This window comes from Paenibacillus sp. FSL P2-0121, from assembly GCF_037975345.1.
Classification (GTDB): Bacteria; Bacillota; Bacilli; order Paenibacillales; family Paenibacillaceae; genus Paenibacillus_AQ; species Paenibacillus_AQ odorifer.
Genome location: NZ_CP150245.1, coordinates 2,416,518 through 2,441,236 on the forward strand (window position 1 = coordinate 2,416,518; position 24,719 = coordinate 2,441,236).

The 24,719-nt window shown below is 43.0% G+C and carries 17 protein-coding genes; 11 read left to right on the forward strand and 6 right to left on the reverse strand.

Going from position 1 to position 24,719, the window contains the following annotated elements:
* The first annotated feature begins 56 nt into the window (after nucleotides 1-56).
* The 3 genes from MKY54_RS10485 (at nucleotide 57) to MKY54_RS10495 (ending at nucleotide 4,158) form a co-directional block, all read left to right on the forward strand.
* On the forward strand, nucleotides 57-1,100 hold the full coding sequence (locus MKY54_RS10485) for a YeiH family protein (RefSeq protein ID WP_076184311.1): 1,044 nt from the start codon (nucleotides 57-59) through the stop codon (nucleotides 1,098-1,100).
* A gap of 110 nt (nucleotides 1,101-1,210) precedes the next feature.
* On the forward strand, nucleotides 1,211-2,020 hold the full coding sequence (locus tag MKY54_RS10490; protein ID WP_339190410.1) for a MerR family transcriptional regulator: 810 nt from the start codon (nucleotides 1,211-1,213) through the stop codon (nucleotides 2,018-2,020).
* Nucleotides 2,021-2,220: 200 nt separating this feature from the next.
* A complete protein-coding gene (locus MKY54_RS10495; protein WP_339190412.1) occupies nucleotides 2,221-4,158 on the forward strand; it encodes an FAD-dependent oxidoreductase in 1,938 nt (645 codons plus the stop codon).
* A 77-nt stretch (nucleotides 4,159-4,235) separates the two neighbouring features.
* Here MKY54_RS10495 and MKY54_RS10500 read toward each other — a convergent pair whose 3' ends face one another.
* Complete coding sequence (locus MKY54_RS10500; RefSeq protein ID WP_038569750.1) at nucleotides 4,236-4,652, reverse strand: helix-turn-helix domain-containing protein; 417 nt, start codon at nucleotides 4,650-4,652, stop codon at nucleotides 4,236-4,238.
* Nucleotides 4,653-4,787: 135 nt separating this feature from the next.
* Between MKY54_RS10500 and MKY54_RS10505 the strand changes: the two genes are divergently transcribed.
* Nucleotides 4,788-5,249, forward strand: a complete 462-nt coding sequence (locus MKY54_RS10505) for a DUF2798 domain-containing protein (protein ID WP_076308270.1) — start codon at nucleotides 4,788-4,790, stop codon at nucleotides 5,247-5,249.
* 108 nt (nucleotides 5,250-5,357) lie between these two features.
* On the opposite strand, the gene MKY54_RS10510 is transcribed toward MKY54_RS10505, so the two are convergent.
* The gene (locus MKY54_RS10510; RefSeq protein ID WP_076308271.1) at nucleotides 5,358-6,299 is read right to left on the reverse strand and encodes a MerR family transcriptional regulator; all 942 of its coding nucleotides are present in this window, start codon (nucleotides 6,297-6,299) and stop codon (nucleotides 5,358-5,360) included.
* A 345-nt stretch (nucleotides 6,300-6,644) separates the two neighbouring features.
* Here MKY54_RS10510 and MKY54_RS10515 point away from each other — a divergent pair, with 345 nt between their 5' ends.
* Nucleotides 6,645-8,441: a methyl-accepting chemotaxis protein gene (locus MKY54_RS10515; RefSeq protein ID WP_339190414.1), complete on the forward strand. Its 1,797-nt coding sequence runs from the start codon at nucleotides 6,645-6,647 to the stop codon at nucleotides 8,439-8,441.
* A 473-nt stretch (nucleotides 8,442-8,914) separates the two neighbouring features.
* On the opposite strand, the gene MKY54_RS10520 is transcribed toward MKY54_RS10515, so the two are convergent.
* Nucleotides 8,915-9,802, reverse strand: coding sequence for an NAD-dependent epimerase/dehydratase family protein (locus MKY54_RS10520; RefSeq protein ID WP_339190416.1), 888 nt, complete (start codon nucleotides 9,800-9,802; stop codon nucleotides 8,915-8,917).
* Between the two features lie 472 nt (nucleotides 9,803-10,274).
* Nucleotides 10,275-11,387: a sigma factor-like helix-turn-helix DNA-binding protein gene (locus tag MKY54_RS10525; protein WP_339190417.1), complete on the reverse strand. Its 1,113-nt coding sequence runs from the start codon at nucleotides 11,385-11,387 to the stop codon at nucleotides 10,275-10,277.
* A 183-nt stretch (nucleotides 11,388-11,570) separates the two neighbouring features.
* Here MKY54_RS10525 and clpP point away from each other — a divergent pair, with 183 nt between their 5' ends.
* Both clpP and MKY54_RS10535 read left to right on the forward strand, forming a co-directional pair.
* On the forward strand, nucleotides 11,571-12,152 hold the full coding sequence (clpP, locus tag MKY54_RS10530) for an ATP-dependent Clp endopeptidase proteolytic subunit ClpP (protein WP_036679301.1): 582 nt from the start codon (nucleotides 11,571-11,573) through the stop codon (nucleotides 12,150-12,152).
* A gap of 21 nt (nucleotides 12,153-12,173) precedes the next feature.
* Nucleotides 12,174-12,380, forward strand: coding sequence for a hypothetical protein (locus MKY54_RS10535; RefSeq protein WP_076125006.1), 207 nt, complete (start codon nucleotides 12,174-12,176; stop codon nucleotides 12,378-12,380).
* Nucleotides 12,381-12,428: 48 nt separating this feature from the next.
* On the opposite strand, the gene MKY54_RS10540 is transcribed toward MKY54_RS10535, so the two are convergent.
* On the reverse strand, nucleotides 12,429-13,424 hold the full coding sequence (locus MKY54_RS10540) for a LacI family DNA-binding transcriptional regulator (RefSeq protein WP_254857034.1): 996 nt from the start codon (nucleotides 13,422-13,424) through the stop codon (nucleotides 12,429-12,431).
* Between the two features lie 274 nt (nucleotides 13,425-13,698).
* Between MKY54_RS10540 and MKY54_RS10545 the strand changes: the two genes are divergently transcribed.
* Nucleotides 13,699-15,447: an alpha-glucosidase gene (locus MKY54_RS10545; RefSeq protein ID WP_339190419.1), complete on the forward strand. Its 1,749-nt coding sequence runs from the start codon at nucleotides 13,699-13,701 to the stop codon at nucleotides 15,445-15,447.
* Nucleotides 15,448-15,686: 239 nt separating this feature from the next.
* Entirely contained in the window at nucleotides 15,687-19,289 is a 3,603-nt protein-coding gene (locus MKY54_RS10550; RefSeq protein WP_339190421.1) for a M14 family metallopeptidase, read from the forward strand.
* Between the two features lie 68 nt (nucleotides 19,290-19,357).
* On the opposite strand, the gene MKY54_RS10555 is transcribed toward MKY54_RS10550, so the two are convergent.
* Nucleotides 19,358-21,235 (reverse strand): LTA synthase family protein, encoded by a 1,878-nt coding sequence (locus MKY54_RS10555; protein WP_076220704.1) that lies wholly within the window; start codon nucleotides 21,233-21,235, stop codon nucleotides 19,358-19,360.
* A 304-nt stretch (nucleotides 21,236-21,539) separates the two neighbouring features.
* Here MKY54_RS10555 and MKY54_RS10560 point away from each other — a divergent pair, with 304 nt between their 5' ends.
* Together MKY54_RS10560 and MKY54_RS10565 are read left to right on the forward strand one after the other, a co-directional pair.
* On the forward strand, nucleotides 21,540-22,541 hold the full coding sequence (locus MKY54_RS10560) for a DUF4830 domain-containing protein (RefSeq protein WP_339190423.1): 1,002 nt from the start codon (nucleotides 21,540-21,542) through the stop codon (nucleotides 22,539-22,541).
* 43 nt (nucleotides 22,542-22,584) lie between these two features.
* A complete protein-coding gene (locus MKY54_RS10565) occupies nucleotides 22,585-24,075 on the forward strand; it encodes a stalk domain-containing protein (RefSeq protein ID WP_339190425.1) in 1,491 nt (496 codons plus the stop codon).
* Nucleotides 24,076-24,719: the final 644 nt, after the last annotated feature.

Here is a 24,719-nt window from a genome sequence, read left to right on the forward strand (position 1 = left end):
TCATGGGATGTATTTATACAGCATCATCTAGAGATTCATCAAGGAGTGTATACGACATGGGTCAATCAGAAGGTTTGTATCAACCAGATCACAACAAAAAGGTTGGGTTTGCATTAGGGATAGGGCTAACCTTAGTTATCGCATTATTGGCGAAATTTTTAGCGGGTTTTCCATTCCTATCTATTATGGGGCAATTGGTCATTGCCATCTTAATCGGGATTATTTGGCGAGCTACGATAGGAGTGCCAAATAGCATCACACATGGCACCGATTTTTCCAGTAAAAAACTGCTTCGTCTTGGGATTATCTTGCTCGGTATGCGGCTTAATCTAAAGGATATCGTTGCGGCAGGACCTCGGGTATTTCTTTTGGCAGTCATCGTCATTATATTTGCGATCTCCGTTGTATACGGACTGGCTCGACTGTTCAAAGTAGATAAGCGCCTCAGTATCTTAACTGCCTGCGGAACTGCGATTTGCGGTGCGGCAGCTGTGGTTGCCATCGCTCCACAGATAAAAGCCAAAGATGACGAAACTGCTATTGGTGCAGCTATAGTAGCTATATTAGGCACAATATTTACACTGCTGTACACATTTTTATATCCTTTTCTCGGCTTATCAGATTTAGGTTATGGGGTATTCTCAGGAGCGACTTTACATGAAATTGCTCACGTTATCGCGGCTGCGGATGCTGGTGGAAATGCTGCCGTTGATATGGCGGTCATCGTTAAATTGACCCGGGTGGCTTTACTTGTGCCGGTGGCTATTTTAATTGGGATTTGGTCCAATCGTGAAGAAAGAAAAGTGCAAGGTGGAGCGGCTAAAGCTTCGTGGAAAAGCATTCCAATCCCTTGGTTTATTCTAGGATTTTTAGTTGTCAGTGGTGTGAATTCGTTAGGAATCGTCTCCGCATCAGTAGCCAATGGGATCGTTACGATTGCTTATATGTTAATCGCTATGGCGATGGCAGGGCTTGGATTAAACGTTGATTTGGCGGCATTTAGACGGCTTGGAATGAAGTCTTTTGCTGCGGGACTTATAGGTTCGGTTATGTTATCTTTAGTTGGATTTATGTTAGTTCACTTACTTGCGCTAGCGTAGTTAGCATGTACACCCTGAGTATGAAATGAGTTACTTCATATCCAAACAGCATCCTTCTCTTTATCATTTAGTGTGGTAGGATATGCATGAAATGAATGGAGGGACTTCAAGTGAAGTATTGCATAGGTGAATTTGCTTCCATTCTCGGGGTAACTGCGGATACGCTGAGATTATACGAGAAACATGATATTGTTAGGCCTACAAAAGATAACAGCAATAATTATAGATATTTTAATGATTTAGATGCAAGGGATCTGTTAATGAGCAGATGGTATCGCAGTATGGAAATTCCATTGCCCGAAGTGGCACTTCTGATGAAGGATTCCTCTATTGAGCAAGTTATGGGATTGATGCAGCAGTCTCAGCAGAGTTTAGAAGAAGAGATTAAGCAAAAGACGATGCTGCTAAACAAGATGAATGAAATTCATAAAGAGCTTAAGGAAATAGAGTCCTCATTATATATATGTAAACTTAAACAACTGCCAGGCATGTACAGGCTTAAGCAAACGGATAAAAATGCATTATTAAAAAATGATATCGTAAAAAGCCTCGTCAACACTTGGATGGATAGGCTTCCTTATGCGTTTTATTCTTTTAAGATTGAGGACGCGGGGGCGTTATCCGGTGATAATAACTTTGACTATAGCTGGGGGCTTACCTTACCCGAGGAGGAAGTGCAGAAATTTGCAATGGATATCGATGAATATGTAGAGTATATTAGCCCGAGTACCTGTATCTCTGCTATCATGTTATCTACGGATGGACATTATATCACGAAGAAATCTTTGCAGTTTATGATAGATTACATCGAAGCAAATGGTTATACCATAGCGGGTGATGCGGTGGGTAAATTAATGCTTACTGAAAAAATAGAAGGCAATAACCGCTCATATTTGGAAGTGAATATTCCAATTGTATAAGTTTATTTTTATAAACACCTGCTCTAAGAGCGGGTGTTTTTTCTTTTTGGACAAAAATTGGACATTGACCTTGGTGCTGCACCAATGTTTATACTTCGGTATATAGCTTGGCAACGTTCGGTAGATATGTATAGATATGAATGTGAAAAATATCACGTTCTTGGCGAGCTATAAGATATTAGATACTGGGGGAGAAGAGAATGCGCAACAGAAATTTCACCAAGAAAATGCTCATGTTAACTTTTTGTATGGTGCTGATCGTTTCCATGCTGAGCGGATGCAAAGGAAATGGGGAGTCGGCAAATTCGTCATCATCATCTTTTAAAGCCGGTACATTCGCAGGGGAAGCGGAAGGCAAAGAGGGCGTGATTAAAGTAGAAGTCACTATGGATGAGCCAGATAAAATTAAAGATATCAAGATCGTAAGCCAGTCAGAAACGGGTGGTCTAGGCGATAATGCACTTGAAAAAATAAAAGATCAAATTCTGGAAGGACAAACCTTGGCAGTAGATGCTGTTAGTGGTGCGAGTCTTTCCAGTGAAGCAATGCTCGCGGCAGTTGAAGATGCCGTAACCAAAGGTGGAGGAAATCTGGAAGTCCTCAAAGCCGGTGGCGTGCAAAAAGCAGGTGAAGGTAAAACGGAAAAGCTTGAATCAGACGTAGTGGTAGTAGGCGCCGGTGCATCTGGTGTGTCCGCAGCGGTAACCGCTGCTGATAAAGGTGCCAAGGTTATTATTATCGAAAAAACAGGAGTTATCGGGGGAGCAAGTAATCTATCCTGGGCCGGTAAGTTCTATAATTCTTCCGCAGCTACTGACAATAATCTTAAAGTAAATGTGGAAAAAGAAATTGCCGATTGGATTGTCAACAATCACTGGAGAGTTGACGCTGCAGCGATTAGACAATACGTAACGAAATCCGGCGAAACTTATGATTGGTTAGCAGAAAAAGGGTATAAAACCAGCTTCCTAAACTTCTTCGGAGAGCAGCTGCATGTGCTGCCAGCTTATGAAACCCGAGAAGAGACCCTTCGGAAAATGTTGGCTGAATCGGTTGAACAAAAAGGTGGACAAGTGATCACCGAAACCACTGCCAAAAAGCTGATTACCAATGAAGCAGGAGAAGTTACAGGTATTGTGGCTGAGAAATCGGACGGGACTACTCTTGAAATCACAGCCAAAAGTGTCGTAATGGCAACAGGCGGTTATGCCGCAAATTCGGAAATGGTTAAAGAAGCTTTTGGTTTTGAAGGGGTTAACGGAGGACTAGGTCAGAATGTTGGGGAAGGTCTGAAGATGGCTTGGGAAGCAGGAGCCAAGGTTCCTGATAACTTCGGTGGACAAATGCTGCACCAAACATTAGCCAGAGCAACACAAGGACTAAAAACACAATATGAGCCTTTTGAAGCAAGTTATCCGCTGATGTTGACGTATCTGCCTAACTTCATGAATGTCGGTTCTTCCGGAGCACGTTTCAGAGATGAAGCAGCTACATTAACATCGGTCGCAGCAGCTAATACGAGTGCATTTAATGGTGCTTATCATATGGTTATCGTATCAAAATCTCAATTGGCTGCTCTTCAGTCCAAGGGGATGAAAGGTGTTAACGCACCAAGCCTGCCAGGAATGCCACCAGAATTTTATGCCGAATTTGCAGATCAATTCACGTTAGAGAATCCATGGGTAAATGCAGAAAAGGTGTTTGATTCTATGGTAGAAAACGGAGATGGCTACAAAGGAAATACAATCGAAGAATTAGCAACAAATGCAGGTATGGATGTAGATGTGTTTGTAGAAAATTACAATAGTTATAAAGAAGCTACAAAAACTGGTGTGGATACTGAATTTGGTAAAGCTGCTGATTATTTAGAGCCAATGGGCGAAGAAGGACCGTATTATGCCATCGTCGCTGAAATCAACAACTTGGGTTCTGTAGGTGGCTTGCTGGTAAACACTAAGTTCCAAGTGCTAAATGATAAACGTACACCAGTAAAAGGATTGTTTGCTGTAGGGCTTGAATCGGAAGGCGTATTATTCAACGATACCTATGTGGGTAATGGGGTTGGAATTGGTTATTCCTTTACTTCAGGTCGTCTAGGTGGAGAGAGCGCGGCAAACAGTGCTTTGAAAGCTAATTAACGACAATTTCCCGGAAAATAATTCAATCTTTTTAAAGCCGCAGAGTAGACAGCTCTGCGGCTTTTTTTTGCTGGAGATTAGAGCCAATCTTCTTTTAGCAAAGATTTAAGAAGCTCTACATTTGTTACTCCCAGCTTGGCAGCGATCTGCTGCTCTAATTCAATTTTGGTGATCATCATTCTGTTATTGCATTCTATACCCTTTGGAGTGAGGACAATATTTTTGTCACGCTGATTTCCTTCGACTTCAACGGCTTCAACATAACCACGGGATAACATGCCTTGAATGCTTTTATGCGTGCCCTGTCTTGAAATATGAATTATTCTACTGATTTCTGAGATCGATAACATTTCTCGGGCCTCAAGAACTGCAAGAATGTGGGATTCGGTCTTATTGATTTGATCCGGGTCTTTGTCTGTCACTATTTTACGTAAAGCTAGATGCTTCTCACTGAGTAAATCAATCAGGTTCATTTTTTGCAGCTGCTTATTCATTAGAACACTCCTAAATGATGGCTCGTTTATCCCAGTATAAGTCATTTGCGATTATTGTCAACTTGGTTGACTTGATTTGAGGATTTGTGTTATTGTAATCCAAGTTGACAATATAGAGATAAAAGGAGCTTGAAGATGGGAAGAAACAAAAAAGAGGCATTTTTATTTACGTTCATCATGTGTTTTTTGATGGTGCTGGGGATGAGTATTTACAATGTAGCACTAATGGAGGGTTGGTCAGGCGCGTTAGTTAAGGATGTGATTGTCGGCTACTTGCCTGCATTTATAGTTGCACTCATTCTAGATGTGTTTGTTGTAGGCAAGGTTGCGAAGGGGATCGCGCATAAGCTGGTTAAAGAGAATGAGCCGATGATCAAAAAAATCATGTTCATATCCTTTTTTATGGTGACCGGAATGGTATTGTTCATGTCCTTCTATGGCGCAGTTCTCCATGTAGGATTTTCTGCTGAGCTACCAAGAGCTTATCTGTCTGCCATAGGTAAAAATTTTATTTTTGCACTTCCACTGCAAATCATTTTAGTTGGGCCGCTTACACGATTTATTTTTGTGAAAATTACTCCAGCTGTGTCTGCGTAGGGAATAAATCAATAGAAGCAATGTACAACAAAACGCTCTCCGTCTGCCCGAATAAGCAGAAGAGAGCGTTTTTTTTAGATGAGAAACGTTTATCTATGGCTCGCTCGTTTACGCAAGCGCGTGAACTCTCTTTTTTACAGGTTCGAGTAGATTTAGGGCATACTCATTTCCGCTACCTTTAGGACTATCGTTACGGATATGCTCCTCCAGACATAATCTGGAATTGTGATCCGCTTGATAATCAGGATGAGTATCCAGATACCCCATTAGGGCTTGCCATGAGCCGTAGATATCATCAGTGCTTTCTGTCAGAGCATAGAGGCCGCCGTCGAGCCGCATTTCCTTTAGATGAGCTGGTATCTTCACATTTTCCGGAATTGAGGCACAGAATCCATATCCGTAAGGTTTATTCTCACCACTTGGATGCGGGTTCGTATTGCCGCCAAACAGCCGTGCTGTGCCTAATAGTTGACTAGCGTCCAGCCAATCATTAACTGGAATCATAGCTTCATCTTCTGGAGAGGTACTAACCGCAACATTGTAGGCAAATCTCATAGCTGGGAGAGTAATGAATCTTACATGAATAGGGGTAGAGTGATTAATAGTTGGCATAGATATAACCTCCTCAGTTTTAGTCATACCATCCGATGGACTGCATGACTTTTCGTTTAGTTCAGATAATAATTGATTTGTAATGGGTTCCTCGAGATGGGCGGATATCCACTGTAAAAAGAGATGGATTTCACCTTCTCTATTTGTTAGTTCTGTTTTTTGATTGTGAATAGAAGCCGCTTGCTGGCTGAGCGCTTCGTACATGGACTGAACGGACATATTTTTAAGCACGGTTCCAATATCCTTGATGCTAATATCCAGCTTTCTTAATAATGAGGTAACCCGGATGGCGAGTATTGCTTTCTCATCATAAATCCGCCAGCCAGAGCTGCTATCCCGCTTACTTTCATACAATCCTTGAGCTTCCCAGTGACGCAGAGTCCGACTCGTCAGTCCGAATTGCGCAGAAAGCTTATCAATGGTAACAAATCCGCTCATAGACAACTCCCATTTCATAGTTTGATAAGGCGCCTTATGTGGATTATTTTAGCATTTAACGTTACGTCAATTGCAAGGAGAATTAATGATTGGGTATTCGAGATAATTTACATTTCTCATACAAAACATTGTCCAGTATTTAACGTCCAGCTTCTACAATCAAGATATTGGTAGAATGTACCTATTGCAATATGAGGCTTTATACGGAGGATGATATTGTTGAAAGCTAGGTCTATGCATCTAACTATGAAATGGAAGTTGATTTTGAGTTTTTCCGCCGTTGTTCTTTTCTTTTTGGGAGTAGCGTTTTATCAAAACCATAAAATCAGCCAAGTGGAGATTTCTATGGAAACGCAAAAAGCTGAGATGGAAAAAAGAATTACCGTGTCTATAATTACGCAACTGCTGCAGGAAATGAATGCGGTAGAATCTTCGTTAGCGGGTTCGAGTGATTTGGAATTCGTCCAACCTTTTAAGGACAAGCAAACAAAGCTGACTAAAGAGTTGGCGACGGTGAATTTTGCGGCAGATTCGCCGGCATTTAAAAAGTTAGAACAATTACATAGTCAGATTGGGGAATATACGGGATATTTTGACGAATTGGTAAAGACCATAGAAGACGAGCAGCTTGATCCCATGAGTGTGCTGGAACAAATCGATGAATTACATACGAAGGCTACAGCGTTGAGTGAAGTCATGCTAGTGACAAATGAAAAGTTGTATACGGCAGCAGCAGAGAATGCAGAAAAAGCACAGGATTATTCTTTTGATCTGCTTAATCTGACCACCTCTATAGTTGCTTACGCAGCTGTGCTAGTGTTTATTTTCACATTAGTGATTGCGGTTATGCTCATACGTTCCTTCCTCAATCCTATTCATAAACTGCAAGTGGCTCTGCGAAAAATTGCCGAAGGAGATTTGCGTCAGCAGATTAATTCACCTTACAACGATGAGTTGGGCAGTTTGAGTCATCATTTTGATCATATGGTGGAGCGGGTCCGGGAAATGCTTCAGCATACCCAGTCAGTAGCCTCTTCGCTGGCAACTTATTCGCATTCTTTTCAAGAATCTTCATCTATAACGGCGCATACGAATCAAGATATCGTAAGCACTATACAGGAAATCTCGGTAGGCGCAGAACAGCAGGCAGGACAATCTGAGCAGAGCGCTGGCCTGATTCAGGAGCTGGAACGTGAAGTGAATGAGATCACGGAGTATACCGAGGTTATGCTGGCTACCAGTCAAACGGCTAATCACAATACTCGCAAAGGATCTGAATCCGTCATCGCCCTCCGGGAGGTGTCTGAGCATTCGCGAGAATCTGTTAATAAAGTATATCTGGCTTTAACCAAACTGAGTGATCAATCAAAGGACATCTCGCGCATCACTAAATCCATAACAGATATATCTAATCAGACCAATATCCTCTCACTTAACGCAGCAATTGAAGCAGCCCGGGCAGGTGCCTACGGAAAAGGGTTCGCTGTCATCGCTGATGAAGTAAGACAATTATCTGTGCAGACCAAAGAGTCCTCCGTACATATCAGTCAGATTATTAGCGAGCTGCAATCCGGGATGGATGAATTCCAGCAATATATGCTGGTGACCAAAGGAAATCTTGAGGAACAGGATCATAAAGTGGCCGAAACGTTGTCCTCTTTTGAAGCGATTGATCATTCTATTGTGGAGATTAGTAAACAGATTGGGCAAATTCACGACAAAGTGGATATGACTCAGACTATGAACCGTAGACTCGCGGAATCTGTTCATGCCGTCGCGGCCATCGCCGAGGAAACTGCGGCAGGGGTACAAGAGGTGAACGCCTCCAGCGTACAGCAGGATCATGCTATCCGTGATATAGCCCGTCAAGCCATTGAGATTAATGAAATTTCGCAGAATTTATTCAAAGAAATCAACATTTTTAAGATTGATTCGGATGGGGACGATGGGGTCAGATATGAAGGTGACAGGGATACAAAGCATGCTGGCAATCCAGAAGCTGGGGACACATTAGGAGACGCATTAGGAGATGATACATTAGGTGCTGGTGATCCTCCAGATGATGGCGGTACTCCAAATGATGGTGGTACACCAAATGCAGACGGTTCTAAAGAGGGGGCTTATCTGACAATCTCTGCTTAGCTCAGCGGGAAATGGCATTCGTAGCGTAAGGTGGAGTAGAGAATAGAGAATAGAGAATAGAGAATAGAGAATAGAGTAGGGAGTAGGGAGCAGTGAGTAGAGTCTAGAGATTAGAGTTTATAGAATAGAGTTTAGAGATGAGAGGCTAAAATTTAGTGCGTAGTGAGTTCTACCTGCCGTTTTGATTTTAAGTGTATTTTATACAACTAAAAAAGTTTGTATTTAGCTTGATTAGGGTTTAGTTGTATTTAGTGCAGTTATTTCGAGGCGAAATGACGATAACGGTGGTTTAGTGGGGATATAATTGCATGAAATACAACTAAAACCAGGTGGGAGTGCACATACCTGAAAATAGTTGTATAGAGTGCAATTAACTCATCGCGTAATTGTGATTTGTTGCATAAAGAAGCTGGCTCATTCGTGGGAGTATCCACGAATGAGCCAGCTTTTTATCGTAGAAATATAATTAGTAATTAGTCCTCGTAAGTTTGATTTAGGGTGCTAACTAACTCTGGGAGCCAGTCGCTTAGAGTGAGAAACTTGTATCCCTCCGATTGAGCTTTAGCTGTATCCATAAACCAGGATTGTGTGATCCCGAATGGAGAATTATGCGCATCCGCTGTTTCGCTTTGAATGACGGCTTGTTTTCCGGTCTCTTTTTCAATCAGCGAGATAAGGTCTTTAATACTAACGGTACCGTCTGAGCAAGCGTTGAGAGGACCCGTCACCATCGAGTTGCCGAGCCAATATAGAAAATCAGCGGCTTCGTCCGAACGGATAAAACAGATATTTGCATCTGGATTCGGAATCCCGATGGGCAGTTCGTTACGTACATGTTCAATATGAAAATGGAGTCTTCGTGTATAATCGTCAGTTCCCAGAACAATCGGAAAGCGGACAGCGGCTACCGGGAACGTAGCTTGTTGGATAAGGACAGCTTCCGCCAGTCTTTTCCCCTCCTGATAGGTGAAATCCTTTCGTCCTCCATAACGAATTGGGTACGTTTCAGGATCGAATATCTCTTCCGTCAGTGCTTGCTCACTGAAATCATAGACAGATAAACTTGAAGTCAGTATGTAACGTGTGGTTTTGCCGTCAAAAATACGGCGCGCCTGATCCGCTTCATCAGGTGAAAAACAAATATTATCGTAAACTACATCCCAACTCGTATCACCTAATGCTTGAGCGAAGGCCTCCGGTTGAGACCGATCTACCTGTATCCGGTGAACGAGATTGCCAAAAGGATCGCTTGTTTCCCCGCGCGTTAATATGGTGACTTCGTTCTTAGAATCCTCAAGCAGACGCTCGACCAAACGTTTTCCAAAAAAGCGTGTGCCGCCTAAAATAAGAATCTTCCTCATCAACCTCACTCCTTGATTGCTATTAATGGTTATTAAAACGACTGTTTATTGGTTTATATAAAGCTTCTGACTCATTGTAGATAAGCAGCGGGATCAGCCAGATCAGCAGCAATGTATTGAGTTTTGAGTGATACAAATTGGACTAAAGGGAAAGAGTTAGTTTGATTGTACTTCGTGCAATAGAATTCGTATTAGAGTGGAGAAAATTTGATCCTATTGCACTCTCTACAATCAATGGATGAGCAAGTGGCATTAAACTAACTTTTCACCAGAATCTATTGCAGAAAGTGCTGCAGATTCAATTTTTGCGGCCAGGACGGCGGATTCTGTTGCACAATATGCAACGTTTGTAGCTAGTTACCACAAACCGCCCAAACGCTAATTACACATTAAGCGCACTACTCGCAAATATATCTACTCGTTTTTAACGTAACGAGACACTTAGCTGCCCGAGATCCAGCTTAACGAAAAACTACGCCACCATACACATTCCTGGCGTGGTATAGTTCCAGCTGTTTGAACTGAATCCACCAGCTTGGAAGGTCTGGAAGCCTTGCAAGCTTTGGCTCGATACCGCCATTACAGGTTCCTGGCTTTCGTCCGCAAATACAAGCTCGATCAGCTCGTCAATTTCCCCATGTTCATACGCGGCTGCAAGGCGGCTCAAGACGATCTGCATGGCTGTGTCCTGTGGTAAGGAAGGACCATCGGCCTGAAGCAGCTCTTGTCTTACGAGAGGAAGGGCTTGCCGGGCTCGGTGCAGAGCGGCTTTTATTGCCCCTTCTGTGGTATCGAGAATCTCGGCAGCTTCCATTGCAGAGTGTCCCAACACATCTCGAAGCAGGAAGACCGCCTGCTGCAGCGGAGACAAATGCTCCTGTAGTGCTTGAAAAGCAGCTTCAATCTCAAATGAACCATACTCCGCAGAGGCCTCAGTGGGGGACTGATCCAGCTCCAACACTCGTGACAAGGTGGCTTTTCGCCGCATGATATCAATCCATGTGTTTCGGGCAATCCGAAAAAGCAATGCCTCAGGATTTGGGTGATTTGTAGAACGGGTATGATGAGTAGAATTTGTAGGAATCGTAGAATGCATTGCAGATTTTGCAGACGTTGCAGTATTAGTAGACGTTGCAGTATTAGTAGACGTTGCAGTCTTAGATGGCGTTACAGCCTTTGCAGACGTTGCAGTATTAGCAGACGGTGCAGTCTTAGATGGCGTTACAGCCTTGGCTGACATTGCAGTATTAGCTGCCGTTGCAGCCGTAGAAAACGTATAGTTCATTTTATTAGTTTGATTAGTTTCAATTTTTTCATTAGCTCTATTAGCCTCATTAGCTTTATCATTTTCAATGGCTTTATTTTGTTTAACTTCATTCATTGGACTGTTCCCATTATTTGCGCTCGTTGGGTGTGATGTCTTCATATAACCTAGGGCCTTGACCCATGTATCCTGAGCTAAATCATCGGCATCCCACGGGGATTGTGTCAATGCAAGACAATATCGCTTCAGAGCTATCTGCAAAGACCTGGTGTTACTTTCATCCGGCGCATCTCCGGTGCTAAGCTTCTCAAGGATGATCACTCTGCATAACTCCTTTTCCAGTAAGGTAATTTCGATTACTTCTAATAATAAACGAATGAGCAGGAAATTAAGATACGCAATTTTAAAAAATAAAAATTCTCACGCCTAACGTATCCTATCCCCATACTAATCCGTTTACAGGGTAGATTTCAAAACTCTAAAACAGATGGAGGTCGAATACGGATGGCGTACGTTCCTTATGTAGTCGAACAAACGAATCAAGGTGAAAGATCTTACGATATTTATTCGCGGCTGTTGAAGGACCGGATAGTGTTCGTAGGTGCGGAAATTGAGGATCAGCTGGCTAACAGTATTGTTGCCCAGTTATTGTTTTTATCAGCAGAAGATCCGGATAAAGATATACACATGTATATTAATTGTCCAGGTGGCTCTATCACCGCAGGCTTCAGTATTTATGACACGATGCAGCTTATTAAACCGCCGGTGAATACCATTTGTACAGGAATGGCGGCTTCCTTTGGTTCTTTGTTGTTATTGGCTGGGGCCAAAGGGAAACGTTATGCCTTGCCGAATAGCGAGATTATGATTCATCAGCCGCATGGTGGGGCGCAGGGGCAAGCTAGTGACATTGCGATCAGTGCCAAACGTATTTTGAAGGCAAGGGAAGTGCTTGTGCAAATTACAGCGGACCGAACTGGGCAGACGGTAGAGAAGGTACTGCAAGATATGGATCGAGATTATTTCATGTCAGCCGATGAGGCGGTTGAATACGGAATTATCGATAAGGTCATCACAAATCTCTAAGACGAAGGAGTGAAGAAGGCTATGCTGGAGGTTTTGCAGGGAAAAGAGGTAACAATCTATTTTGTGGATGGCTCCAACGCTACAAAAGGAGTGCTGGAAACGGTAAGTGAAAAGTTCGTCAAATATCGGACGGATTTTGAAGAGTTTTATATTCCAATCAGCTCGATCTGTTCTATCTCTCTAGATACCAAAACGCGTGAACGAGCCAAAGTAGGATTCACACAATAACATCAATAACATCATCTGTATAAAAATGGGTTAGGAGCTCCACAGCTCCTAACCCGTACTTTCCCGAATAGCCAAATAATGAGCCACATTTGCATGATGCGGCACAACGGTCTCCCCTTTAATCAGCTTGATTAAGGTTCGAGTAGCGGTCATCCCAATCTCCGTTCCTGAGTATTCAACCGAGGAAAGCTTAGGTCGAACGATAGAGGCAATGAAGCTGTTATCAAATCCGAACACGGCAACATCAGCTGGCACCCGTAGACCGTTATCGATTAAATGATTCATGGCTCCAACTGCCATCCAATCTGTAGAGCAAAACACCGCAGTAGGTAACTCTCCGCTATCCATAATTCGGCGCATGGCGTCGCTCCCATCTTCGACGGCCATCGCACTTTCTACTACCCATTCTTTTCTTAAGGTTATGCCTGCATCCATAAGGGCTTGTAGATAGCCTTTATACCGATCCCCACCCACCGCATTATCTCCCGAGCCGCGAATCATAGCGATTTTGCGATGACCTTTTTGAATCAGATAAGTAACAGCTTCATAAGAGGCAGTTATATTGTCCAGATGAACGGAAGGAATCGTATCCACCTGCGATTGTTGCCCGACAAGCACGCAAGGTGTATTTGAGTTGCGGATGATCTCCAAATGTTCATGGTTTGGAATAGAACCCACAAATATATTTCCTTCTGTCCCCATCCGCTGGAACATCTTCAAATAATGTTGTTCACTTTCTGCACTGCCGTCCGTTAATCCGACCATAATGTCGTATCCATACAAATCCGCGAGATCGCGAATGCCAACATTGAAGTCATCCAGTACAGTGTTGCTATTCTGCGGAATGATCACACCGATCAGCTGTGTATTAGCTTTGTCCGTTTCAAGGCCGATGACATTCGAACGGTAGTTGGTTTGTTTAATAGCTTCCAGTACTCGTTTACGGACATCATCGTTAACTGGTTTGCTGTTATTGATTACCCTGGACACCGTAGAGATCGAAACGTTCGCCAATTGGGCTATATCTTTTATCTTTACCTTCAAGAAGATCACCATAACTTTCCATATGATTCACTTGGTGTTTCAACTCTCGCAAGCATATCACGGATAGCTTCAAGAATCCAAAAGATTGTTGTTGACCTAGGAAATAAAAGGTCCTATAATGATCGCTGAAGGAAAATTATTTCCTTGAAAAAAGCTTGTTTTGAACGATAAAGTTGAATTTTTGCTAAAAACAATAACTGAATTATTAATTCTAATGAATTTCGGGAAAATATTTTCCTGTGAAGGGTATATGAATACGAAGGAGCTGCATGCATTGAACAGAACATGGTGGAAAGAAGCCACAGCGTATCAAATTTACCCACGGAGCTTTATGGACAGCAATGGTGATGGTGTAGGCGATCTGCAGGGAGTCATTTCTAAACTTGATTATTTGCAGGAGCTTGGCATCAATGTCATTTGGATCTGTCCTATTTATAAATCCCCAAATGATGATAATGGTTATGATATTTCGGATTATCAGGATATTATGGCGGAGTTCGGCAGCATGGCCGACTTTGATCAGCTGCTGCATGAGGTTCATGCACGAGGCATGAAGCTGATTCTGGATCTAGTGATTAATCATACTTCGGACGAACATCCATGGTTTGTTGAAGCACGTTCAAGCATGGATAATCCGAAGCGGGATTATTATATTTGGAGTGATCCTAAGGACGGGAAGGAGCCGAATAACTGGGAGAGTATTTTCAGCGGTTCGATTTGGGAGCTTGATCCCGCCACAGAGCAATATTTTATGCATGTATTTTCCAAAAGACAGCCAGACCTCAACTGGGAGAATCCTGAGGTGCGCCGTGAATTGTATAGCATGGTCAACTGGTGGCTGGACAAAGGAATCGACGGCTTCCGGGTGGATGCCATTTCACATATTAAAAAAATCACCGGACATCCCGATCTGCCGAATCCACAGAATCTTCCGTATGTTCCGTCTGGCGATGGGCACATGAACCGTGAAGGGATTCACGATTTCTTGCAGGAGCTCAAGCAGGAGACGTTTGACCGATATGACATCATGACGGTTGGCGAAGCGAGTGGTGTAAATGTTGATCAGGCGGAGTCGTGGGTGGGTGAAGAGCAAGGCAAATTTAATATGATTTTTCAATTCGAGCATTTAGCTCTTTGGAATAAGAGTGTGACAGGTGGATTGGATGTTCTGCAGCTAAAATCAGCTCTCTCCCGTTGGCAAAAAGGTCTTGAGGGCAGAGGCTGGAACGCATTGTTCATCGAAAATCACGACCAGCCGCGTTCAGTTTCTACTTGGGGAAATGATGGCCAGTATTGGAAAGAGTCAGCTAAATCGTTGGCTACGATGTATTTCCTGATGCAGGGAACACCATTTATTTATCAAGGTCAAGAAATTGGGATGACCAATGTAAGATTTGAATCAATGGATGATTACGATGATGTGGCGATGAAGAACTTGTATCGTTTGGAGACTGAAGCCGGTAAATCGCATGAGGAAGTCATGGAGGTAATCTGGAAGAACGGTCGGGACAACTCTAGAACACCAATGCAATGGAGCGACTCTGAAAACGCTGGTTTCAGCAGCGGCAAGCCATGGATGAAGGTGAATCCGAATTATACGGAAATCAATGTGGAGCGGGCGAAGCAGGACCCTTATTCCATCTATCATCATTACAAAAAGCTTATCGCTCTTCGGGCTGCTAATCCCGTTACTGTTTACGGGACTTATGATCTCATTTTGCCTGAAGATGAACGTATTTATGCTTATACGCGGACGCTTGGAAATGAAAAACTGCTGGTCATGTCTAACCTGACAGCAGAGGAAGCGCTGTTTGACCTTCCATTTGATTTGGAGTTTGATACTAGTGAATTGCTCTTGCATAACTATGAGGTTGATCCTGCGGAGCCGATTGAGACTGTCGCATTACGGCCTTACGAGTCCCGTGTGTATATGCTGGTTAACGCACCTGTAGAGCAAGAGGGTAGCAGTGAACTTGTACCTGCACAAGAGTTAAGTGAAGCTTCTTTTCCAGAAACCGTTTAATATATTTATTGTAATTCAAAGCGCCCAGTTATCCGGGCGCTTTTTTTGTTGCGGTAGTGTAGGGCTCTTGCACAAAATGAATGCGCTTACTTAGGCAAGTCGTATAAAAATATTATTTTTTCTATTATTTTTGTTCCCAAAATTAATAGAATACTATATTATGTTATGAATACAGATTCATATAAGTGTATATTCATTCAATTTGGGGTGAAAGTAGACAAAATTATAGGAGGTAAAAAATGTCCAAGAGAATACTATCTTTATTACTAGCTTTTACACTTATGATGTCGGGTCTGCTTCCAGCTGCATATGCAGGTGAAGTTGCAACCGAAATTAACCCGCAGGCGGTTGTTGCTCCGGTTTCTACGGAGAACACAGCTGATCCAGCGGTGCTTTCTTCAGAACAAACTACGGTAGCGACTGCTGTCTATGAACAAATAGCGGCGACAGTTTCCACAGAAGTATACAAAGCTTCTATGACGGAAGCTAGAACATTAGAATTGACTTTAGAGCTTCCTGATGGGGCATCGCCTCAAGATATCATCTGGAATTTTGGCAGAACGGCGGAAGAGATGAAGCCGCTGGCAGAGTGGAAGAAATGGAATAAAGATGCGAAAGATTATTCAGGTAATCCTTTCGTAACAGTGACCTATGAGCCGATCTCAGGTTCAAAAGTAAAAGCTTTAATTCATTTTGATTTGCTGTACGGAGAGAATCTCTCACTAACGGGTATACGTGCAGAGTACGTTAAACGAGTGGGAATTTATAATCTAATCGGGACATTACCTGCTGGAGATGTGCTGGTAGAGCAGCAAGTCAAACTAAATCCATATGAAACCTATCATACATATGATGAGATTAAACCGGCGATCGATAGGATTACTGCTGAAAGCAATAATAAATATGATCGATATGTAGAGTATCAGCAAATTGGGACCTCAACTCAAGGTCGTGCCATTCATTTCTCTATTGTTGCTAAGGATAAGTCCTCAGTAGATCAATATTTGAACGAGACCTTACCGCTTATGATGAATGATCCTGAAGCCCTGCAAAAGAAAATTAACGACGGGGATCTGCAGGATTATAAGGTACCTATCTGGTTGAACAACATTCATGCCGATGAAGCCAATGGTGTCGATGTAATCATTAAGTTTTTGGATACGCTGATGACACAGCAAATTGTCACCTATGATACCACTGATGAGAATGGAAATCCGAAAAAGGTAGTTCTGAACATCGACGAAGCGCTTGACCATGTGATATTCCTGCTTGATTATGTAGAGAATCCTGACGGTCGCGCGTTAAACACGCGTCAAACTTCAACACTGCTTGATCCAAATCGGGACAACTCTTACCAGACCCAGCCTGAGACACAAGCGGTAACTGCACAAATTGCTAAGTGGACGCCGCTTACCTTTTTGGACATGCATGGATTTGTAAGTGGCTTCTTGATTGAGCCTTGCACACCACCTCATGATCCTAACATTGAATATGATCTTGTAATGCCAAGTATGCTTGAGCAAGCAAATGCCATGGGGAAGGCGGGAATTGCTAATACTAAATATGATTCCTACCATATCCCTTATGAAGAATACGAAAAAACACAACAGGATCCGAACTATAAAGGAACGAATGCAACAGGTTGGGATGATGCTTCACCAGCCTACACAGCTGTATATGCCATGCATCAAGGCGCACTTGGGCATACGATTGAAGTGCCTGAATTGAATGAAGATTCACTGGATGCCTTTTATTATGCGGCTTTGGGGGCAACCGATTATGTGATCAACAACAAGCAGGAACTGTTCCTGAATCAATTGGAAATCTTCAAACGGGGTATCCAAAATGAGAATACTAATGCTGCTGTTAAAGATTATCTAATCAATGCACAGAATGAGTCCATTGGACGTCCAGGGGTAGATGAGAATACGAATTTCTTCCCTGAGTATTACATTCTTCCGGTTGCAAAAGATTTGCAAAAAAATGATCTGGAAACCTACAAAATGGTTCAGTATCTACTGCGTAACAATGTGAAAGTAGAACGGACAACAGCCAGTGTAACTGTAGATTCTGTAGTCTATCCGGCTGGAACCTATGTGGTGAATATGCATCAAGCCAAAAGAGGTTATGCGAATCTTGTCTTGTATGATGGACTAGATGTCTCGGATTTTAATGAGATGTATTCAGATACGGTACAGAATTTCTCGGCTATGCGTGGTTTTGACCGATATATTAGCCGTTCTGTTGGAGCATTCACTGGGAAAACAGAACAGGTTAGCAGTGTAACGATCCCTAGTACGAATCTGGATCAATCTCCGTTCGAGCAAAATTATGTGATTAAAAACAGCAACAATGATGCGATAAAAGCTGTGAATGAGCTGCTAGCCAACCATAAGGCAGTGACACTGCTGGAGAATGGGGGGACGGGTTACGAGAAGGGAAGTTTCCTTGTTTCCAGATCCAACCTTAGAACGGTATCGTCTAAATATCTGCTGGATATTGTGCCGTTTAGTGCTTCAGAGAACAGAACGGGTAAATTGCTTAAGGCTCCTGAGGTAGCTATTGCAGGAGCGACTGCATTTATGCTGAAGGATCTTGGATTTAACGTAACTACGGATACAGTGGCAGCAGATGTTCTAATCAATTCGGGAACGAATCTGATTGCTACAGGTAAATCATTTATCGGTTATGGAAGAACGATGCTGAAAACTGTTAAAGGGCTTAAGGTCCTCCCTGGACTGGACTATTCAACTCCGGTCAATAAGGAGGGCAAAGAAGATGCTCATGAGGGATTGTTTAAGGCTGAGGTCTCTCAGGACAATGTAATTACAGCGCCTTATGCCGATAGCGAATACCTCTACACGGTTTCCGCGGCTTATATTACAAAAGTGCCTGAAGGCGCAGAGATCTTGGCGAAATACGGATCAGGCGCTGACTTTTTCAAAGCAGGCTGGTGGCCGAATAACGAGGCTGCACAAGACCAAGTATTGGCGCTTACTTACAATACAGACAACATTCATGTGACGTTATTTGCGAATGATCTGATGAATAAATATCATCCGCAAAATCAATTCAGATTGCTTGCCAATTCAATCTATGCTGCCGCTCCAGCGGCGACTGAAGAGGATGGTATGGATAACGGGGTGAATGAACAAGAGCCAACAATACCTTCGACACCGTGGCAGCCATCTGTAACATCAACACCTGCACCGACCGTGCAGCCGTCTGCAACACCAACGCCAGCTCCAACTCCAACTGTGCAGCCGTCTGCGACACCAGCCCCAATAGGTTCTAACTTCACGGATCTAGGTAAGGTGGCGTGGGCAGCATCGGCGATTAAAGAGCTGGCGGCAAAAGGGATTCTGCAAGGGGTGAGCGATAATACCTTTGCTCCGCTTAAAGAGGTGACGCGTGCCGAGTTTATTACCATGATCGTGCGAGCTTTTGATCTGCTTGATGTGAAATCATCCGCTGCCTTCAGTGACGTGAAAGCTACTGACTGGTCTTACGGATACATTGCATCCGGGGTCAAGAACGGATTGATTAACGGTGTAGGCAATGGAAAGTTTGATCCTAACCGTGCGATTACACGCGAGGAAATGGCAATCATTGTATCCAATGCACTTAAGAAATTTAAAGGCAAGTCGGTAAGTGATACAAATGCCGCTTTGGCTAACTTTAAAGATCAGGCTACAATCGCTGCTTACGGTAAAGAAGCGGTGGCATTACTAACTCAGGAAGGTATTGTGCAAGGTCTGACTGCGGATACCTTCGGTCCTAAAAACATTGCCAACCGTGCTCAAGCAGCAGTGATTATCGATAGGATGTTGAAGCTTAATTAAGTTTTAGATTCTTATAAAAAATGCAAAAATGCCCCTCAGCTATTTGGCTGAGGGGCATTTTTTTATAGTTACTTTGCATCATCCGTAGAGGGTAAATCCGGCAGTTGTTGAATGTAGCTGTTTGACATATTTAGAAGCCGCTGAACGGCGTCAAATTGTTCTTTTGTCGAACCGCCCTCTGTTTCTGAGCCATCGATTAGATTAAAGTTGTCTCCATCGTCGTAATCGACACCAGTTAAATACATGCTTGTGTCATTAATGAAAGAGCCGGTAGGCAAAAAGTGTCTGACAGGCAGCATGTTGGTCTGTTGGTTCATCAGGTCTTCTCCGAAGTGGAGCTGGTCTTTCATTGAAATCCCTAACAGGTTAGCTACAGTTGGCATAATGTCGATTTGACCGCCAGTTTGGCTGTACACGGCAGGTTCACCTACACCAGGGGCATGAACGATGAAAGGAACATTGAACATATCGGTATAACCATATTCGTGTCCGACCATTTCTTCCATTAACGATTTCTCGTTGCCATCAAGGGAATATAGCGATACACCCTGATGGTCACCGTAAAAGACAATGACGCTATCATCCCATAGACCACTGGACTTTAATTGATCCAGGAATTGTCCCATTGCATAATCTGCGTAATTTTGAGCTAGAATATAGTTGCCAACTAGGGTGCCTTCATACCGTTTAGGCAGTGTCATTTTATTTTTTAACTCTGGCATTTTATAAGGGTGATGAGCACTCATAGAAATGACCATCGCGTAAAAAGGATCATCTTTAGCATCCATTTTGACTAATTCAGGAACAGTCTTGGCATAGAGTACCTCATCTGAAGCACCGAATGCGATATGATCATCATCCCCATAGAACGCTTGATCATAATACTTATCAAAGTCTAGAACTTTGTATAGGGTTTTGCGGTTCCAGAATTCTACGCTATTGGTGTGAAAGGTTGCTGTGTTATATCCATTAGCTTTCATTAACTTAGGCAGGCTCGGAAGCGCCTTATCCATATAATTGGATGAAGTGGCTACTTCGTGGTGAGGAACGTACAACGAAGTATTCACTACAAATTCAGCATCCGAAGTTGTTCCTTGCCCGGCATTAGTATAGAAGTTATTGAAATAATGTTCGCTTTTCAAAAGCTTATTTAGATTGGGTGTTACTTCCTGCCCGTCAATGCTCAGGCCCAGCAAAAAGTTCTGAAAAGATTCCATTTGTACCACGATTAGATTCTTACCTTGAGCTGCCGCCCAGTACTTCGGTGAGACAGGCTCTGTAATCCCTTTGGTCTCGTTAATGGATGGTTGCGTGATTTCTTTGCTGTCGATTATTTCTTCTGTTTCCCTTGTATCGGCAAAAATAGTATAGACCTCGTAATTAAGAATCCCCATACTCTCCGCTTTTTTGTTCTCGTTCATACTGGCATGATTTGGCCAAACATTAAAGACACAGACCGCCAAAGAAACACTGATGATTCCAAACAAAGCAGTCCGGTTCATGCGGCGGTTCATACCTCTTTCTTTCCAGATCGCAATATATTTCGGACGGAACATAAAAAACATGAAAACTACAATATCCACAAAAATGAACAAGTAGTAAGGGTCCAGCAATGAGTATGTGCTTTCTCCCACCTTAGTTACTTTATCTGCTTGTTCTAAGGCATGATAAGTAGCAATTACACCGTAATATTTGTAATACATTAGCACGGCAAAATATATGACTGAAATCAATAGGTTGGCTATCATGTAATACAGAAACTTTCGTTTGGAAGCCATCCATTCTATGAGTCCAAATACGATAAAGAAAAATGGGATCTCTGTCAGCAGCATGCTCCAGTTAGGACCGTCGCTAAAAACTACGAACCAGGCCACTGCGCATTTTAGCAGCAGGACGAAGCTAAAGACTAGGAAGGGTTTATTTTTTATATCAAAATCTTTTTTCACTCGTTATCATCCTCTCTGATGCAATTACACCAAGGTCCTGCATATACCTGTATTTCATGGAAATCCGTTGCAATATGCCGAAGCTTATTATGCTCTCGAAGTTAACAAGTGTCAAAAGGTGGACGAGAGCCCTAGAGCGAAGCAACAGGCGATTTATGCCGCATAAGCAGGTAAAATCAACGCCAATCCCAAACTACAGGGTCCTATGCGTATAAAATGATTTTAATAATTTCCAGTATCCCGCAACTTTGTATAATATTCCTCAGTCTAAATATAGAGGAGTGATTAGAGAGGCGGGAATCAGATGACTAAGCGGCAGTTTGTAACGATGGTAACGATTTGTTTTTTTGTACTCTTAAACTCTGGATGTAATCAAGGGGAGAACTCCATAGGTGTGGAACCTGCTGCCTCTATAGCTTCAACGTCTGTACCACAGGTAACGCCGACATCTGCTCAAGTAACTATGATTCCCGAAGACTTTTTGCAAACACTGGATTATAAAGTTCAGAGCCATCCGGAGGTATTTGCAGTTGAGGTACCGCAGAACTGGGAGGTTAAGCTGGGGGAGTATCCAGTGGGACTTTACTGGCAATTAGCGAATGAGTTCTCTAAAGATGCAGGATTGGATTTGACACTGCTGAAGGGGACCACGGTAGAGGTGCAGCGGTATTCCTTAGTCGATGGTTTACCTGGTTCTGGCGAACAAAAAGAATTTTCTTATCCCTCCAACCTCGTTTTGCTTGTGCAATCAGGGAATACCGTTGGTGCGTGGCTGGAATTTAATATTCAAAGTATCGGCCCGTCGATTAAGAAGCGTAGCTTGACCGACATTACAGGACTTACATTTGAGGAGTGGACGGAGAGAGAAGGTTTGTTTGCTGAGGAAGGTGAGAATGGTGACTTAGCCTCATTAGACCATTTCGAACTTCTGGATGCTTTCTTTCAGGCTATTCAGGATGGTAATCATCCCCGTGCCCGCGCATGTTTGAATCCTAATGCCTTACTCACTGCATTGACGGTTAACCGTCAAACGCATCAACTCTATAACCCGGATTTTGGTGGTGAAAATGCTCTCAGTGAAAGTATTGTTGAGGCTAAGCCTACCTCTTATAAAGTGATGGATTATGATACTGGCTCAGAAATTAAAGACATCGGTGACCGCACAACGTTAAATATTGTGGTCGATCTGTATATGAAATCACTAAATCCCGTCTTCAATACCCCAGATGGCCGGGAGACTCGCTTCGCAGTGTTGACCAAACACGCTAACGGCTGGAAGATTGGAGGTTTTGGAACGGGACCGTGAGTTGTTGCGTTATCTATTTTTTAATAAAAAGGAGTGATCTCAAGTGTTTAAACAAAGCTTGATGTCAAAAGTGCAGGTAAGTCGGATTTGTAGAGTTGTTGTCGGGACTGTTCTTTGCCTGACTATGGTCTCACCCTTAGTGGCAGCAGCAGATAATGTGAATTCACCTGAAGAAAAGAAATTATTGTCTGGCATCACCCAACTGGACGCTGGTGACAGAAGTGCGTATGCCGTCACTGTGGATGGAACAGCCTGGGCGTGGGGTGGTGGGTACGGCTCTATTGGTAATGGGGCGACCACACCAGCGTATACTCCTGTCAAAATGCATATCGATCATGTAAAGCAAATCTCAGGTGGTTATCGCCATAACTTGATGTTGAAGGACGATGGTACAGTGTGGGCGGTAGGGGGGAACGAGCATGGACAACTTGGCATTGGAACACAGTCTTCTAAGATTCTTGTAGAGCCTGTTCAAGTGCAAGGGCTAACAGATGTGAAAGCTGTTTCTGCGGGGGGCACCTTTAGCTTAGCTCTTCTTAAAGATGGAACGGTCTGGGCGTGGGGAGGCAATGAACAAGGAGAACTCGGTGACGATTCGCGGAAAAACAAGCTAACCCCGGTGCAGGTGAAGGGACTACCCACCGTCCTGTCTATAGCAGCGGGATCGAATAATTCAGTGGCTCTTGGTAACGGCGGAGAGGTATGGGTGTGGGGATCACAGCAACCACTGGGAACTCAGAAGGGCGTAATCTTAAAGCCTACGCTTATTAAAGGAAGCGGAGAATATAGAGCGGTTGATATGGATGGAGCCTATGGACTTTATGGGGCGGCATTGAGATGGGATGGCACAGTATGGATTTGGAATAATTACATAGATCCATATCTGGGAGAAGCTCTAAAGCCTGTTCAGATTCCAGGACTTACAGACGTCATTTCGCTGACAACAGATTCCGCAGTGAAGGCGGATGGGACCGTGTGGCAGTGGACGGTTGGCGATAAGAACAAGATTAATGTTACACAGTCTAAAGGCATCCAGAATGCAGTTTCCGTTTCTAAAGGGAGCAGAAATCATTATGTACTCTTAAAAGATGGTCATGTCCTTGCCTGGGGGGCAAATGAATTTGGACAGACGGGTCTGGGGGTCAGAGAGATCGAGGTGAGTACGCCTCAGCTGGTGAAGAAATCTATTCAAGTGTTGTTGAATGGGAATGAAATGGAACTGACTATGCCGCCGTTACTAATCAATAATTCGACATATGTTCCTTTAAGAGGAGTCTTCGAGCAGATGGGAGTTAATGTTCGTTGGGATGTTCCATCGAGAGCTGTGGTTGCTGTGAAGGGATCTACAACGCTGATCTTGAATTCGGTAACTGGACAAACGACTGTTAATGGAAAGATTATCGCAACAGATCAAAAACCGGTCTTCATTAATGATAGCGTTTATGTACCCCTCAGATTGATAAGTGAAATGTTGGGGGCGCAGGTAGAATGGGATGCAGATGCTTATGCCGTTCGAATAAATTCCAATAAATAAGTTGACTATATATTAGAAGCTTTAGGCTGAACTCTCCTTCAGGGGAGCTCAGCTTTTTTGCGTGGAAGGCAGAAGATTTAGGGGGGATATGCAATGATCGTAAACAAAGCGTACGCGATTTTGAAGAATGTGTGCGGGAATCTTTTCGAGGATTCTTTATACGGATGATGATGAATATTGGAAAAATGGGACAACTTATAATTATCCCAATGATCGTTCAATTATGGGCGCGAAACGGATGGGCATAGCAACAACGATTAATATTGGGACAAAAACGGGTAAGAGTATATATTACGGCCTCTTTGTATTTGCTGCAGTGCTGTTGATTGGAATGTGTGGAAACCGAACTTCTTTAGGCGGAGTTGAAAGGGTGGTGAGATTTTTCATTGATTTTAAAATAAATCGTATGAAGTATAACCCTCTTGTGATAGAATAATCTAGTTGCCCTAGTTTCTGAAAATCCACTCTGTTCCAGCAAAACACCTGATCTATACACGTGGATAATCGAGGAAATATGAGCATTTAAGAGTATTAACAAGATTTCTTAGAGATTTTACACAAAACACATCATTTTTTGTCGGTTTTTATTGATTTATTCAAAAATATTATGTATAATCAGCCTTGTTGATTTTGCAAATGGAATT

Bases quoted from the DNA above. Each gene is read 5' to 3' on its own strand.
- clpP (WP_036679301.1), top strand. From the start codon at position 11,571: ATGGCGTACGTTCCTTATGTAGTCGAACAAACGAATCAAGGTGAAAGA.
- MKY54_RS10535 (WP_076125006.1), top strand. From the start codon at position 12,174: ATGCTGGAGGTTTTGCAGGGAAAAGAGGTAACAATCTATTTTGTGGAT.
- MKY54_RS10560 (WP_339190423.1), top strand. From the start codon at position 21,540: ATGACTAAGCGGCAGTTTGTAACGATGGTAACGATTTGTTTTTTTGTA.
- MKY54_RS10505 (WP_076308270.1), top strand. From the start codon at position 4,788: ATGGGAAGAAACAAAAAAGAGGCATTTTTATTTACGTTCATCATGTGT.
- MKY54_RS10520 (WP_339190416.1), bottom strand. From the start codon at position 9,802: ATGAGGAAGATTCTTATTTTAGGCGGCACACGCTTTTTTGGAAAACGT.
- MKY54_RS10500 (WP_038569750.1), bottom strand. From the start codon at position 4,652: ATGAATAAGCAGCTGCAAAAAATGAACCTGATTGATTTACTCAGTGAG.
- MKY54_RS10550 (WP_339190421.1), top strand. From the start codon at position 15,687: ATGTCCAAGAGAATACTATCTTTATTACTAGCTTTTACACTTATGATG.
- MKY54_RS10510 (WP_076308271.1), bottom strand. From the start codon at position 6,299: ATGAGCGGATTTGTTACCATTGATAAGCTTTCTGCGCAATTCGGACTG.
- MKY54_RS10515 (WP_339190414.1), top strand. From the start codon at position 6,645: ATGGAAACGCAAAAAGCTGAGATGGAAAAAAGAATTACCGTGTCTATA.
- MKY54_RS10495 (WP_339190412.1), top strand. From the start codon at position 2,221: ATGCGCAACAGAAATTTCACCAAGAAAATGCTCATGTTAACTTTTTGT.
- MKY54_RS10485 (WP_076184311.1), top strand. From the start codon at position 57: ATGGGTCAATCAGAAGGTTTGTATCAACCAGATCACAACAAAAAGGTT.